The following is a 14,691-nucleotide window of genomic DNA, read 5'->3' on the forward strand; positions in this document are numbered from 1 at the left end:
CCCGAATGGAGTGGCACTTCATGGTCAGCGAGCTGATCAATTCCGACCGACGATTCCTGGAGATCCTCGACCGGCTGACCACCAAGTCGATCGACGACTACTACAACCCCTATCGCCTGTTCGAGTGGCCGGAGAGCCTGCCGGACGAGATGTGGTGGATGAGCCCGGAGCTGACCACCACCCACGGCACCGCGGTGGGTGAGCGCCTCACCGAGCAACAGCGGTACGCGCTCTCCAAGTTCGAGAGCATCAACTTCTACAGCCTGAACGTGCACGGCATCCGGGAACTGCTCATCGAGGTCACCCGCCGGATCCACACCAAGGGGTTCGAGACGCCGTCGGAGTTCTTCCACCACTTCATCGGTGAGGAGAACGAGCACATGTGGTTCTTCGCCGAGTTCTGCCTGCGCTACGGCAAGAAGATCTACCGGCAGCCGGCCGGGGCGAGCGTGGAGATACCGAAGTCGGACGTGGAGAGCCTGCTGGTCTTCGCCCGCATCCTGATCTTCGAGGAGCTGGTGGACCACTTCAACTCCCGGATGGCCCAGGACGACCGGCTGCACGAGACCATCCGGGCCATCAACCGGATCCACCACCAGGACGAGTCCCGGCACATCGCGTTCGGCCGCGAGCTGGTCACCGCGCTCTTCGCCGACGTGAAGCGCACCGCGACCAAGCGGGAACTGGCCGACATCTCCGAGTACCTCCGCCGGTACCTGACGTACAGCTTCGAGTCGCTGTTCAACCCGCACGTCTACCGGGACGCCGGGCTGGCCGACCCGCTGGCCGTGCGCGAGGAACTGCTGGCCTCCCCGCTGCGGGCGGAGTTCGAGCAGAGCGTCTTCCGCAAGACCTCGAAGTTCCTCGAGAAGATCGGGCTCATCTGATGGCCGCGGAGTCCGCGCCGGTCACGCCCGTCCTGGCGCCGGCGATCCTCGACCCGGACCAGACCGATCTGCTGCGCGCCCTGGACGGGGTGTTCACCGGTTGGGGACGGTCGGCCGGCGCCCGGGAGATCATGCCGCCCCCGGTGTACGCCGTGTCGGACCTGGAGAAGTTCGACGTCTACACGAACTTCCCGCAACTCGCCCTGGTCGCGGCCCCGCTGGAGCTTGCGGACGGCCCGCCGAAACCGGCGGACGGCGGGTTCGCCCCCACCGACGTGCGGGAGGTCCGGCTCGGCCTGCCGCACGCCACCTGCTTCGGCGCCTATCTGTTCCACGAGGGCGCCGAACTCACCGAGGACACGCTGATCACCCTGGTGAACCGGTGTTTCCGCAACGAGGACCACTATGTCCCGCTGCGCCGGCTGGCCAGCTTCCAGATGCGGGAGATCGTGGCGCTGGGCTCCTACGAGCACACCCAGCGGGTGCTGGCGTCCTTCACCGAACGGATCACCGCGTTCGGGGCGGCGCTGGGGCTGGAACTGGACCGGGTGGCCGCGTCCGACCCGTTCTTCGAGAACGGCGGGGCGCGGGCCCTGATGTCCCGGCTCAGCCCGGTCAAGCACGAGTTCCAGGCCGGTGACCTGGCCATCGCGTCGGTCAACACGCACCGCAACTTCTTCGGTGAACGCTGCCGCATCCGGCTCGCCGGCGCCTCCGGATTCGCCTTCACCAGCTGTGTGGCCTTCGGTCTGGAGCGCTGGGTGGCCGTCCTGCTGGACGCGCACGGCAGCGCGCCCCGGGCGCTGGCGGCGGTCCGGGACGTCGCCGCCCGGGACCTGTGATGCCGGCCGGCCGGGTCGGCATCGACATGGTCCCGTTCGGCCGGGTCCGGGACCTGGTGCGCGACGAACCTCTGCTGGCCCGGTTCCTCTCCCCCGAGGAGATCCGGCTGTCCCACGGCTCCGACGGGCCCGACATCCCGGGCATCGCGGGCCGACTGGCCGCCAAGGAGGCGGTGTTCAAGCTGTTCCACGCGCCCGGCCAGACCCTGCCGTGGCGCGGCATCGAGATCATCACCGCCGACGGCGGCTGGCCGGTCGTACGGCTGGCCGGCAAGGCCGCCGAACTCGCCCGGCACGCCGGTGTCGAGGACATCGCGGTGAGCATCACGCACGACGACCCCTGTGCCGTGGCGGTGGCGTTCACGGCCTGCGACCCCGACAACAGGAGTGCACATGGCAGTGACCGGCAGCATTGACGAAGTCCGCGGCTGGATCCTGAAGCGGCATCCGGAACGGCAGACCATCGACGCCGAGGAAAACCTCATCCAGACCCGCCTGGTCGACTCGCTGACCTTCGTCGAGCTGGTCTACGTGATCGAGAACGCCACCGGCGTGGAGATCGACTTCGACAACATCGACATCCAGGACTTCCAGACCCTCGCCGCCATCGAGAAGGCGTTCTTCGTCGCGGCCTGACTCTCGCACCAGGAAGGAAGTACTCATGGAAGCCGTCTCGTACACGGCCCAGTGGACGGCCGCGGCACGGGCGTTGGAGACCGAACGCGGCAACCGGGCGATCTTCGAGGATCCCTTCGCCCGGGCGCTGGCCGCGCCGCGCGGATTCGAGCTGCTGGAGAAGAACCGGGGCAGCGGGCTGACCCCGTTCATCGCGATCCGCACCCGCTACCTCGACGAGAGCATCGCGCAGGTCCTCGCGGACGACGACATCCGGCAGATCGTGTTCGTCGCCGCCGGCATGGACACCCGCCCGTTCCGCCTCGACTGGCCGGACGACGCGACGGTGTACGAGGTCGACTTCCCGGCGCTGCTGGCGGAGAAGCGCCGCCGGCTGGCCGAGTCGGGCGCACAGCCGCGGGTGCGGCGCCGGGAGGTCGCCGTCGACCTGCGCCGGGAGTGGCTGCCGGAGCTGGCACAGGCGGGGTTCGACCCCGGCCGGCCCACCCTGTGGATCGTCGAGGGCCTGCTGTTCTTCCTCACCCCGGAGCAGGCGACCGACCTGCTGCGCGCCCTCGGTACGGCCTCGGCGCCGGGCAGCTGGCTGGGGGTGGACTTCGTCAGCCAGGCGCTGCTGCGCAGCCCGTTCTCCCGGGAGTTCCGCCGCAACCTGGAGGAGGACGGCACGCCCTGGCTGTTCGGCACCGACGAGCCGGAGGAGTACCTGGCCTCGATCGGCTGGAAGGCCCGTGACGTCAAGGAGCCGGGCGAGCCGAGCACCGCGCACGAGGACTGGCCGTTCCAGGTGCAGCCCCGGGAACGCAAGGGGCCCTCGCGCAGCTGGCTGGTGCGCGCCGAGTTCGTGGGCGGCTGAGCACAGCGGCCCTCCCCCGTCAGCGAACGAGATCCTGGTCAGAGGGAGAGATCGGTATGGCGACCGACGGTCGGGAATGGTGGGCGGCGGCAGGCGGATACGTCGCCGAACTGCTCTCCGTTCTCGCGCAGCGACCGGACGAACCGGTACTGCACTATCGCGATTCCTGGCTCACCGGGGGTGCGCATCTGCGCTCGGTGACCGGGATCCACCGGACCCTGCACGCATCCGGGGTGGGACACGGCACGGTCGTCGGTGTACTGACCGCGTCGAACAGCCCGGACATCCTCGCGGTGCGGCACGCGGCCCATCTGCTCAAGGCGGCGGTCGGGCATCTGCGGACCACCAATCCGGGGTCGAGCGCGGCGATGCTGGCGTTCGACGACCAGCTGGAGATCCTGCGGACCACCGGGGCGGCGGTGCTGTACGCCGACCGGGACAGCGCCGGCCGGGCCGCCGAGCTCGCCCGGCGGGCCGGCATCCCGCTGATCGGTCCCGGTGTGTCCGGGGCCGGGCGGGTCACGCCCGGGGACGATCCGGGGCCGGCCGAGCCCGGGCCGTGGTCGCCGGAGGACCTGGCGGCCATCGCGTTCACCAGCGGCAGCACGGGCCGGCCCAAGGGCATCAGGAAGTCACGCCGGTCCTGGGACAGCGTGGTGTACGGCACGATCGCCCAGGGCCGGGAGGCGGAGCGGATCACGGCGCTGGTCGGCACGCCGCTGAGCCAGACGGTCTCCCAGCTGGCCGATGCCGCGCTGATCGACCGGGGCCGGCTGGTGCTCCTGGAGGAGTTCACGCCGGACGCCTGGATCCGCGCGGTCGGCGAGCACGAGGTGACCCGGACCTTCATGGCCACGAGTCATCTGTACCGGGTCCTCGACCGCCTGGAGGAACTCGGGCCGGGCGACGCGGCGGCCGCCGGGCTGGCCGGTATGCGCCGCCTCGACTACGCCGGGAGCCCGGCGGCCCCGGCCCGGCTCGCCGAGGCCGTACGGGTCTTCGGCGCCGGCAGCCTGTTCCAGCAGTACGGCACCTCCGAGACCGCCAGGATCAGCTGCCTGTCGGGCGAGGACCATGCCGACCCGGAGTTGCTGGCGACGGTGGGGCGGCCGTTCCCCGGTGTGGAGATCGGCATCTGCGACCTGGAGACGGGCGCTCCCCTCGCCGACGGGGAGGTCGGCGAGGTGCGGGTCCGGTCCCCGCACGTCATGGACGGCTATCTCGACGAGGTGCTGACCGCGCGCGTGCTCCGCGACGGCTGGTACCACACCGGCGACATCGGATACCGCGACGAGCGGGGCTTTCTCCGTCTGCTGGACCGGGTCGCCGACATGGCCAAGATCGACGGGGTCAAGGTGTACCCCACCGTGATCGAGCGCGCGATGCTGACGCTCCCGGGGATCGCGCAGGCGGCCGTGTACGGCTTCCTGGGCAAGGACGGCCTGGAGCATCTGCACGCGGCGATCACCCTGCGCCCGGGCGCCTCGGTGAGCATCGACGAGCTGCGCGGACATCTCGGCGACATCCTCTCGCCGGCGCACGTCCCCGAACAGGTGCTCGTCCTCGACGAGGTGCCCCTGAACGCGGCCGGAAAGCCCGACAAACCACGCCTGCGACTGGAACACGCGTCGCACGCCTGACCTCAGGCAGTTCCACATCCCATCATGGAGCCGGAGAACCATGTCCACGCATCTGGAACACTTCACGAGCTCATCCGCACCGACCCTGACACCCTCGCGCGAGTTCCTCGAGATCGGCCGGCGCGCCGGTCACTTCCCGAGCGCCATGGCCCGGGTACCCGACGGCGAGACCGAGGTGAGCGTGTGGTGCAGCAACGATTACCTCGGCATGGGCCAGCACCCGCTGGTGCTGGCCGCCGTGCACGACGCGGTCGCCAAGTTCGGTGCGGGCTCCGGTGGTTCGCGCAACATCGGCGGTACGAACCACCGGCACGTCGAGCTGGAGCATGAACTCGCCGACTGGCACGGCAAGGACGCGGCCCTGCTGTTCACCTCCGGCTACACCGCCAACGACGGTGCGCTGACGGTGCTCGCGGGCACCCCCGACAACACCGTGGTGTTCTCGGACGAGCTCAACCACGCCTCGATCATCGACGGACTGCGGCACAGCGGCGCCACCAAGCGGATCTTCCGGCACAACGACATCGACCACCTGGCGCAGCTGCTCGCCGGGACCGACCCGGCGCTGCCCAAGCTGATCGTGCTCGAGTCGGTCTATTCGATGTCGGGGGATGTCGCCCCGCTCGCCGAGATCGCCGACCTGGCCGAGCGTTTCGGTGCCACCACGTTCCTCGACGAGGTGCACGCGATCGGCATGTACGGACCGCAGGGTGCCGGTATCGCGGCGCGCGAGGGCATCGCCGACCGGTTCGACGTCGTGATGGGCACGCTCGCCAAGGGACTCGGCTCGGTGGGCGGTTACATCGCCGGCCCGCGCGATCTCGTCGACTACGTCCGGGCCACCTCCAGGGCGTTCGTCTTCACCACCTCCCTGCCGCCGGCCACCGCCGCGGGCGCGCTCGCCGCCGTACGGCACCTGCGCGGTTCGGAGAAGGAAAGGCAACGGCTCGCCGAGAACGCCCGGTTGCTGCACCGGTTGCTCGACGAGGCCGACATCCCCTTCAAGTCGGCCGACTCGCACATCGTCTCGGCGGTCGTCGGCGACGACGCCCTGTGCAAGCGGGCGTCGGCCCAACTGCTCGACCGGCACCGCATCTACGTGCAGGCCATCAACGCGCCCAGCGTGCGCGAGGGTGAGGAGCTGCTGCGGATCGCGCCGTCGGCGACCCACACCACGACCGACGTGAAGAAGTTCGCGGAGGCGCTCGCCGGGATCTGGCTGGAGCTGGGCATCCCGACCGCCACCGAGCGGAGGGGACCGTCCGCCCCCGTGAAGGAAGCGGTGTGACCCGACCGCTGGCCGCCGTGCTCGCCGACACCGCGGCACGGCGGCCGGACGCACCGGCGTTGATCTTCGAATCCACCCCGGTGACCTACCGGCGGCTGTGGGAACGGGCCCGCGGCTGTGCCGCCGAACTGCGCCGGCACGGCATCGGCCCGGGCGACCGGGTCGCGCTGCTGCTGCCGAACACCCCGTGGTTCCCCGTCGCCTACTACGGCGCCCTCGCCCTCGGGGCCACCGTGGTCCCGATGAACACACAACTACGGGCCGGCGAGATCGAGTTCATGCTCGCCGACAGTCGCGCACGGGCGCTGGTCTGTGCCGGGCCGACGGTGGACGAGGGGGCCAAGGCGGCGGCCGCCGCCGGCGTCACGCTGTTCACGGCCGGCGTCGGGGACTCCCCGGGGACACGGCTGGACCCGCACCGGCCGGCGCCCCCCGGCCCCGGGTACCTCCCCGGTTCCCCCGATGACGTCGCGGCGATCCTCTACACCTCGGGGACCACCGGCCGCCCCAAGGGGGCCATGCTCACCCACCGCAACATCGTCACCAACATCGAGGTGACGGCCGTGTCCCCCTTCGCCGCCCGGCCGGACGACGTCCTGCTCTGTTCGCTCCCGCTGTCCCACACCTTCGGCCAGACCTGTGTCATGGGCGTGGCGTTCCAGGTCGGCGCGACCGTCGTCCTGATGCCCAGGTTCGCCGCGGACACCGCGCTCGACCTGATGGCCGGGTACGGCTGCACGGTGTTCATGGGGGTGCCGACGATGTACCACGCGCTGCTGGAGGCGGTCGCCCAGGGCACGCCCGCGCCCCGGCTGCACCGGGCCTACAGCGGCGGTTCGGCGCTGGCGGTGCCGGTGCTGGAACAGGTCCAGGAGGTGTTCGGCTGCCAGGTGTACGAGGGGTACGGGCTGACCGAGACCTCCCCGTGCGTCGCCTACAACCAGCCGGGATCGGTCACCCGGCCGGGCACGGTCGGCACCCCGATCGCCGGCGTCGAGGTCGGGATCGCCCGGTCCGGCGTCGAGGACCGCGTCGAGCTGCTGCCCGCGGGCGACGTGGGCGAGGTCGTCGTACGCGGCCACAACGTGATGTCCGGCTATCTCGGCCTGCCCGCCGAGACGGCCGCCGTGCTCGTCGACGGCTGGTTCCGCTCCGGCGATCTGGGCGTGCTGGAGCCGGACGGGCATCTGCGCCTGGTCGACCGGAAGAAGGACGTCATCCTCCGCGGCGGCTACAACGTCTATCCCCGCGAGGTCGAGGAGGTGCTGCTGAGGCATCCCGCCGTGGCGCAGACCGCCGTCATCGGCCTGCCGGACGGCCGGCTGGGCGAGGAGATCTGCGCGGTCGTGGTGGCGCGGCCGGAGTTCGCCGCGGATCCCGCGCTGGGCGCCGACGTCGTCGCCTGGAGCCGGGAGCGGCTGGCCGGCTACAAGTACCCGCGCCGGGTCGAGTTCACGGCGTCCCTGCCCACCGGCCCCAGCGGCAAGGTGCTCAAACGCCTTCTGGTGCAGCTCTATTCGTGATGCGGGGGTCCGTATCGGGGAGGTCGCGTGCAGATCGCGCACACTGTGTCCAAGGAGTCAGATTGTCCCGATGTCGCAGAAGTTGACCTGAGCGAGCTCAGGTTCGGCCTGTCACCCCGCTTCCGCGAGGAGGACGCCGACCACACCAGGGCTCTGGCGGAGATCGCCGCGGAGCTGTTGCCCCCCATCGTCGTGCACCGGCCGTCGATGACCGTCGTCGACGGCCTGCACCGCAGCCGCGCGGCGCTGCTGCGCGGCGAACGGACCGTCAGGGCCCGGTTCTTCGACGGCACTCCCGAGGAGGCGTTCCTCCTGTCCGTCCGGGCCAACCGGGCCCATGGGCTGCCCCTGTCGCTCTCCGAGCGCAAGGCGGCGGCCGCGCGGCTCATCATGATGTTCCCGGACCGGTCGGACCGCTCCATCGCGGGCTCCGCCGGTCTCTCCGACAAGACGGTCGCCAGGCTCCGTCGTACGACCGCGGACGATCCGCGGTCGAACACCCGGCTGGGCGCCGACGACCGCAGACGCCCCGCCGACGGCGCCGAGCGGCGCAGACGCGCGGCCCGGCTGCTCGCGCTCGAACCCCGTACGTCCCTGAGGCGGGTGGCCGGCGAGGTCGGCCTCTCCCCGGCGACCGTCCTGGACGTCCGCAGAAGGCTGGCGCGCGGGGAGGATCCGGTACCGGCCGGGTCCGCCCGTCCTCAGGTCCGCACCGATGTGCCGTGCCGGCCGGCGGCGGCCCGGCGGAACCCGCCCCTCGATCCCCGGGCCGCCCTGCAGCAGCTGCGCAACGACCCTGCTCTGCGGTCGTCCGAGGCGGGCCGCGAACTGCTGCGCCGGCTGCACGCCCAGCTGCTCACCGGCGGCCGGCTCAACGACCTGATCGCCGACTGCCCGCCGCACTGCCGGGACCGTGTCGCCGACCTCGCCGAGAGCTACGCCGAGCAGTGGTGGGCGTTGGCCGACCGACTGCGGACCGCCCGCCTCGGCTCCTGGCCGCACCCCGCGAAGAGAGGAAACGCATCGTGACACCACCCCGTAGGACCCTTGCGCCGGTGACAGAGAACTGGCGGACCGGTCTGGCGATCGTCGCCCACCCGGACGACCTCGAGTACGGCGCCGCCTCGGCGATCGCCCGCTGGACCGCGCAGGGCAAGGAGCTGTCCTACTGCCTGGTGACCAGCGGCGAGGCCGGCATCGACGAACTGCCCCCGGAGAAGGCACGGCCGCTCAGGGAGGCCGAACAGCGGGCGTCCGCCGCGATCGTCGGTGTGGAGACCGTGGAGTTCCTCGGGTTCCCGGACGGGGTCCTGGAGTACGGGCTGCCGTTGCGGCGGGCCCTCGCCCGGGAGATCCGCGTCCGGCGCCCCGAGATCGTGATCACCAACAACTTCCGTGACACCTGGAGCGGCGAGGAACTGGGCCGGGAGCACGCCCCGCTCAACCACGCCGACCACATCGCCACCGGACGGGCCATACTCGACGCCGTCCGGGACGCCGCCAACCGGTGGGTGTTCACCGACCTGCTCGACGAGGGCCTGCAGCCGTGGGGCGGGGTGCGCCAGGTCTGGGCCGCGCACTCCCCGCTGGCCGAGCACGGGGTCGACGTCACCGGCTCCTTCGAACGGGGCGTGGCCTCCCTGGAGGCCCACGAGGCGTACATCCAGGGCCTCGGCCGGGCCGACTTCGTCCCCGCGGAGTTCCTGGAGGCCCTGGGCCGACGGGCGGGCACCCACTTCGGCTGCAAGCTGGCGACCTCTCTGGAGGTGATCAGGTTCGCCTCCGACGACGACTGACCGGCATGGAAGAGGGCGGAGGAGCGCGCCGGGGGGCGGGGGGGGGGGGGCGGCCCCCCCCCCCCGCCCCGCGCCCCCCCCCCCCCCCCCCCCGCCGCCGCACGGCCGTCAGCGCGGGAAGAACACCCCTTCGGACGGCAGACAGCCCGCCGCCACCAGCTCCCCGGACAGTTCGCAGCCGATCTCGGTCAGCCGCTGGGTGCCCTCCGCCCCCAGGGCCCGCCAGGGCACGGCCGCCAGCCGGTCGGTGTCCGCCTCCACCCGGGCCCGTACCGCCGAGCCCCGCTCGGTGATGTCACCGGCCGCGTCCACCAGGCCACGCTCGCACAGTTCCCCGACGGCGGTGTTCCACTGCTCCTCGGACCAGCCGCGGTGCGACTGCGCGAAGGACGGCAGGAACCCGGCCCGGGTCGCGGAGTGGCTGACCATCGACTGCAGCCCGCCGAGGCCGGCGTCGACCAGTGCGGCGATATGCCCGTCGCCCCGGTGCTCGCGCAGGATCGCCACGCCCTGCCACAGCACCATGTGCGGCTCGTCCGGCCACTCCAGCTCCTGGTGGGAGGCGGCCAGCGGGCGGCCTTCGGTGTCCGCCTCCGACGCGGCGCGGCGCGCGAGGTCGGCGGCCTCGGCGACCCGGGGCGAACCGAGTACCTCCGGGCCCAGCATCCGCTTCAGCGCACGGTCCGCGGCCACGAGGCGGGCCTCGATCAGTTTCACCGGACTGGCCAGCTCCCACACACGGGGGATGTGCTCCCGGACCCGTTCCGGATTGAAGTTGTAGAACGTGGCATGGACCATCGAGGCGGGCACCGCGCCCATCGGTGCCGCTCTGCCGCCGAAATAGCACATCACACCGGGGGCCAGGCCCGCCGCACCCAATTCCTCGTCGTATTCCGGCGCGAAGTACACCATGGCGGCGAAGATCTGGAGCTGACGCATCGCTTGACCGATGAGTTTTTCATCCATAACCGGAAGGCTATGGTCGGCGAATTCGAATTTCCATCCCCGGCCGACGCCCGAACAATGAACACCGCCGGGTGCGCGGAAAAAGGAAGCGGCCAGGTGCCGGGGCCGGACGGAACCCCTTGCACCTGGCCGCGCGGGACCGCCTATCCGACCGGATCGTCGGGGCCGGTGGTGCCGAACCCGAGGACGCGGGCCCGCGGCAGGTCGATCACGGCCTTCGCCAGTGCGTCCAGGTCGTCGCGGGCATGGACGAACCGCCCGTGCAGGGCGTCGTACCGGCCGGACACCAGCGCGGCCACCGCCTTCGCGCCCACCGTCACGGGCAGGAACGCCCGGTCGGGTATGTCGTCGTAGTCCGGGCGCTGCTCGGTCATCGCGGTGCGCACCATGCCGGGGTTGAGGTCGAGCACGACGACGCCCCGGCCCGCGGTCTCGTGCGCCAGGGCGCCGGTGAACCGGGCCAGGGCCGCCTTGGACGCGGCCAGCGCGCTGAAGGTCGGCGGCCCGTCGTCCCGGACCGCCACCCGGGTGTTGATGTTGACCACGTACCCGTGCCCCCGGTCGAGCATGCCCGGCACCACCCGCCGGCAGCACAGCATGGGCCCGCGCACATTGGTCGTCATGACCTCCCACCAGTCGTCCGGATCGGTCTCGGCGAAGCTGCCGAACCGCCCCGCGTAACCGGCGTTGTTGACCAGGACGTCGATACGCTCGAAACGCTTCTCCACGGTGTCGCAGCAATGGTCGGCGTGTTCCGGGTCCGCGACGTCCCCGGTCACCGTGACGACCTCGCCGCCCATCCGTTCGATGTGTTCCGCGGTGACCGAGAGATCGGCCGCCAGTTTGTCCACGAGTCCCAGTCGATAACCGTGCTTGGACAAAGTGATGGCGATCTGCCGACCGATTCCGCGGGCCGCTCCGGTCACCAGGGCGACTTTTCCCGCACCGGCGCTCTCGAGTTCAGACAATGTGCCTTCCTTCATGGCGTACGGCATATGGTCCGACGCTATCGGCGCCCCACTTCTGTGTCGATCCGTTCAAGTCGTGTGTCGATCCGTTCAAGCGGGGTCGTTCCCGGCGGGGTGGTCCGGTGCCAGGGGGTTGGGCAGCGGCAGATAGCGGGCGTCCGCCCCGTCCGCGCCGGTCCAGCGCAGCAGGAGGTTGGTCTTGCCGGGCAGGGTCGGGGCGGCCAGCAGCTCGGCGGCCTCGGGCAGGCCGTGCCGTCCCAGCTCCCGCCGGGCCGCGGGCCATGGCTCGAACCCGGGGTGGCGCTCGGCGAGCGCGGCGGCGACCTCGGTCAGGTGGTTGACGACCAGGCAGTACACCAGCCGCTCCCAGCCCGCCGCCCGCTCCACGTCGGCCAGCAGCTTCACGCCCTCGGCGTCCCGGTACAGCGCCTGCACCGGCATGCCGTCCGCGTCGACGGCGACCAGGGTGTTCTGCAGATGCGCCTCCAGGACCACGCCGTGGTCGGCGAAGGCCGTGAGCGCGGGGGGTACGACCGCCCGCAGGTACGCCTCCCACCAGGCCTCCGGGTCGGCCGTCGCGGCCAGCGGGTCGCCGTCGTAGCCCTCCACCAGGCCGGCGGCGAGCAGCGGGGTCGCCCCGGGCAGCAGCGGTCCGCGCAGGCCGTCCCGGACCAGTACGGCGAGTTCCTCGAAGGCGAAGCGGGCGGTGCGGTAGCCGCGGTCGCCGAGCCAGGCGGCGGGCCCGTCCATGGCCGCGAAGGCGGCGGTCGCGGCCGTGTCGGTACGGCGCAGCTTGCGCAGGTCGTGCGCCCACAGCCGGCGGATGTCGTTGGTGATCCGGACATCCAGGCTGAACTTGAGGAACAGGTCCCGCACCGGCTCGTAGACCGTGCGGATCGCGGCCGTCGGCCAGGTGGCGAACGGGGTCTCGCCCAGCCGCAGCAGCCGTCCGTCCGCGAAGGCAGGCGCGAGGTCGCGGGCGACCAGGTCGAGCTGCCAGGGGTGCGCGGGCAGCAGCCGGTAGCCGTCCGGTACGGCGGCCAGCGCGTCCAGCGCGGTGGTGTCGCCCTCCTCCGCCACCTCGTCCTCGCGCACCGCGAGCAGCACCAGCGGGAACCGGGCGTGCGCCTCGGGCGCGTAGGGCAGCCAGGCGGTGACCGGGCCGCCGCCGCGCGCCTTGGGGGCGGGATGGTAGGGATGGCCGGTGATGAGGGACTGCTCCGAGCGCAGATACGGGTCGTCGGGCGCCGTCGCCCGGGCGCGTGCCGTGAGCAGCGCGGCGACCGCGTCCCGGCTGTCGATCATCTCGGCGGGCAGGTCGCCGTTGGACAGCCCGGTGTGCCGGCGCAGTTCCTCGGCGACGAGTTTCACCAGCTCGGTGTGGCCGATGCGGTGCCAGGTACCGTCCGCGTACACCTCGGGCTCGGCGGGCCGGCGCGCGCCGTGCACCCGCAGCAGCCGGCCGCCGCCGGGCAGCCGGTAGACCCGCGGCTCCCCCGGTTTCCCCGGTTCCCCCGGTTCCCCTTCCCCGGTGTCCGGTTGCGGTTGGGCCACCTCCCGCAGCAGGCAGTTGAGCAGGGGGGCGGCAGCGTAGGCGTCGGCGCGTTCTCCGACGGCGTCGCTGGGGGGCATGAGGTCCACGCGTTCCATTCGTTCTCTACGTCCACACAGTCCGATCGTGATCAGTATGTCTGTCGTCTCCGGTCATCATGACCGTCGTACCCGCCTGCGAGGAGCCCTCCCGTGCACCGTCCCTCCCCCACCGAGAACCGGCTCGCCGCCGAGCTGGCCGAGGCGCGGCCGGAACTCGTCGACGGGTACACGGCCGAGCTGCCCGGAGCGCGGGCGGCGGTGCTGACCCGGCTGTGGCGGGCGCTGGCCCACGAGCCGCTGCCGTGGGTGGCGCGCCGGGTGCGCGGGGCGCACAGCCTGGCCGTACGGCTGGCCGACGGGCGGGCGCTGCACGGCCCGCCCGCGGACCCGTACGCCACCGCCGGGTATGTGACCGCGGTGCGCCTGGACGGGGTGGTGTACGACGATCCGGCGCGGCTGATGACCGACCTGGGGTGGCCGCACTCGGCCGGGTTCGCGGCCGAACTCGCGCACAGCGCGGCCTCGTTGGCGCTGTCGCGGGCCGATCGGGAGATTCGCCCGAAGGAGTGGCCGGACCGGGACTGGGAGTGGGAGCAGCGGGTCGTCGACGGGCATCCCTTCCACCCCAACTGCCGTTCCCGGCCCGGTTTCTCGGTGGCGGAGGAGCTGGCGTACGGGCCGGAGCACCGGCCGGTGGTGCGGCTGGAGGCGGTCCCGGTGACGGCCGGCGACTGTCTGCTGACCGGGGAGTGGCCGGACGAACTCCGGGACGCGGGGCGGCTGTTGATTCCCGTGCACCCGTGGCAGAGCGCCCATGTCCTCAAGGGCGGCTCCGCCGTGCCCTGGCGGGCCGCGCACCCGCTGCTGTCCCTGCGCACCCTCGCGCTGCCCGACGGTCCGCATGTGAAGACCGCGCTCAGCGCCCGGCTCACCTCGTCCGTGCGGGACATCTCGACGTACTCGGTGGGCGCGGCCGTGACCCTGTCGGCGTTCGCGACGGACCTGGCGTCGCACACGGACGGGCTGCTGCACATCACCCGGACCCTGGGCGCGGCGACCGCCCACTCCCCCGACCTGGCGGCGCTGCTGCGCGAGTCGCCGAAGGTGTACGCGGCGCCCGGCGAGCGGGTCCTGCCGGTGGCGGCCCTGGCCACCACCGGCCTCCCCGGATCGCCGTCCTGGCTGGCCGAGTTCACCCGGCTCGCCCTGACGGTGGGACTGCGGCTGCTGGACCTCGGCGTGGCCCTGGAGGCACACGGCCAGAACCTCCTGGTGGTGCTCTCCGAGACCGGACGCCCCCTGCGCCTGGTCTACCGCGACCTGGCCGACATCCGGCTCAGCCCGGCCCGGCTGACCCGCCACGGCATCACCCCGCCCGACCTGACGGGCCGCCTGGTCACGGACGACGAAACGACTCTGCGCCGCAAGCTGTTCGGCTCCCTGGTCGCGGGCGCGCTGGCGGCCACGGCGGGTTCCGGACCGGCCCTGGCGACGGCCCTGGCGACGGCCGTACGGGGACTGCCCGCGACCCCGGACCTGACGGCCCTCCGCGAAGGCCCGCTCCCGGCCAAGGCGCTGACGCTGATGCGGCTGTCGCCGGAGACGCCCGGGGACCGGTGGGCGGCGCTGCCCAACCCGCTCGCCGACACCCTCTGACGAGTCCGCCGCCCGGTGTTGGCCTGCCGGTCACTCCCGTTTC

At 72.1% G+C, this 14,691-nt stretch carries 14 protein-coding genes; 11 read left to right on the top strand and 3 right to left on the bottom strand.

Annotation, left to right across the window (positions count from 1 at the left end; all coding sequences use genetic code 11):
- Positions 1-20: 20 nt before the first annotated feature.
- From ACGFZS_RS23260 to ACGFZS_RS23305, 10 genes are read left to right on the top strand one after another with little or no spacing between them, the layout of a single operon-like run.
- Positions 21-887, top strand: a complete 867-nt coding sequence (locus ACGFZS_RS23260) for a diiron oxygenase (RefSeq protein ID WP_393797009.1) — start codon at positions 21-23, stop codon at positions 885-887.
- The gene (locus ACGFZS_RS23265; protein ID WP_393796735.1) at positions 887-1,729 is read left to right on the top strand and encodes a hypothetical protein; all 843 of its coding nucleotides are present in this window, start codon (positions 887-889) and stop codon (positions 1,727-1,729) included. The genes ACGFZS_RS23260 and ACGFZS_RS23265 overlap by 1 nt, the downstream gene beginning before the upstream one ends.
- Positions 1,729-2,145, top strand: a complete 417-nt coding sequence (locus ACGFZS_RS23270) for a holo-ACP synthase (RefSeq protein ID WP_393796736.1) — start codon at positions 1,729-1,731, stop codon at positions 2,143-2,145. The genes ACGFZS_RS23265 and ACGFZS_RS23270 overlap by 1 nt, the downstream gene beginning before the upstream one ends.
- Complete coding sequence (locus ACGFZS_RS23275) at positions 2,123-2,365, top strand: phosphopantetheine-binding protein (protein ID WP_393796737.1); 243 nt, start codon at positions 2,123-2,125, stop codon at positions 2,363-2,365. Before ACGFZS_RS23270 ends, ACGFZS_RS23275 begins: the two co-directional genes overlap by 23 nt.
- A 25-nt stretch (positions 2,366-2,390) precedes the next feature.
- Positions 2,391-3,218 carry a class I SAM-dependent methyltransferase gene (locus tag ACGFZS_RS23280; protein WP_393796738.1) on the top strand — a complete coding sequence of 276 codons (828 nt, stop codon included), beginning with the start codon at positions 2,391-2,393 and terminating at the stop codon, positions 3,216-3,218.
- A 56-nt stretch (positions 3,219-3,274) separates the two neighbouring features.
- Complete coding sequence (locus ACGFZS_RS23285; RefSeq protein WP_393796739.1) at positions 3,275-4,858, top strand: AMP-binding protein; 1,584 nt, start codon at positions 3,275-3,277, stop codon at positions 4,856-4,858.
- 40 nt (positions 4,859-4,898) lie between these two features.
- Positions 4,899-6,146 carry a 5-aminolevulinate synthase gene (hemA, locus tag ACGFZS_RS23290; protein WP_393796740.1) on the top strand — a complete coding sequence of 416 codons (1,248 nt, stop codon included), beginning with the start codon at positions 4,899-4,901 and terminating at the stop codon, positions 6,144-6,146.
- Positions 6,143-7,669: a long-chain fatty acid--CoA ligase gene (locus tag ACGFZS_RS23295; protein ID WP_393796741.1), complete on the top strand. Its 1,527-nt coding sequence runs from the start codon at positions 6,143-6,145 to the stop codon at positions 7,667-7,669. Before hemA ends, ACGFZS_RS23295 begins: the two co-directional genes overlap by 4 nt.
- A 27-nt stretch (positions 7,670-7,696) precedes the next feature.
- Complete coding sequence (locus ACGFZS_RS23300) at positions 7,697-8,698, top strand: ParB N-terminal domain-containing protein (RefSeq protein ID WP_393796742.1); 1,002 nt, start codon at positions 7,697-7,699, stop codon at positions 8,696-8,698.
- Positions 8,699-8,724: 26 nt separating this feature from the next.
- Positions 8,725-9,465 (top strand): PIG-L deacetylase family protein, encoded by a 741-nt coding sequence (locus ACGFZS_RS23305; RefSeq protein ID WP_393796743.1) that lies wholly within the window; start codon positions 8,725-8,727, stop codon positions 9,463-9,465.
- 108 nt (positions 9,466-9,573) lie between these two features.
- Here the strand turns inward: ACGFZS_RS23305 and ACGFZS_RS23310 are convergent, their stop codons facing one another.
- The 3 genes from ACGFZS_RS23310 to ACGFZS_RS23320 all read right to left on the bottom strand — a co-directional run bounded on the left by ACGFZS_RS23310 (position 9,574) and on the right by ACGFZS_RS23320 (position 13,049).
- Positions 9,574-10,431, bottom strand: coding sequence for a hypothetical protein (locus ACGFZS_RS23310; RefSeq protein WP_393653881.1), 858 nt, complete (start codon positions 10,429-10,431; stop codon positions 9,574-9,576).
- 143 nt (positions 10,432-10,574) lie between these two features.
- Complete coding sequence (locus tag ACGFZS_RS23315; protein ID WP_393796744.1) at positions 10,575-11,399, bottom strand: SDR family NAD(P)-dependent oxidoreductase; 825 nt, start codon at positions 11,397-11,399, stop codon at positions 10,575-10,577.
- 90 nt (positions 11,400-11,489) lie between these two features.
- On the bottom strand, positions 11,490-13,049 hold the full coding sequence (locus tag ACGFZS_RS23320) for an IucA/IucC family protein (protein ID WP_393796745.1): 1,560 nt from the start codon (positions 13,047-13,049) through the stop codon (positions 11,490-11,492).
- 93 nt (positions 13,050-13,142) lie between these two features.
- Between ACGFZS_RS23320 and ACGFZS_RS23325 the strand changes: the two genes are divergently transcribed.
- Positions 13,143-14,648, top strand: a complete 1,506-nt coding sequence (locus tag ACGFZS_RS23325; RefSeq protein ID WP_393796746.1) for an IucA/IucC family protein — start codon at positions 13,143-13,145, stop codon at positions 14,646-14,648.
- The last annotated feature ends 43 nt before the right edge of the window (positions 14,649-14,691 follow it).

The sequence above is a fragment of the Streptomyces sp. NPDC048288 genome, from assembly GCF_043201555.1.
GTDB lineage: Bacteria > Actinomycetota > Actinomycetes > Streptomycetales > Streptomycetaceae > Streptomyces.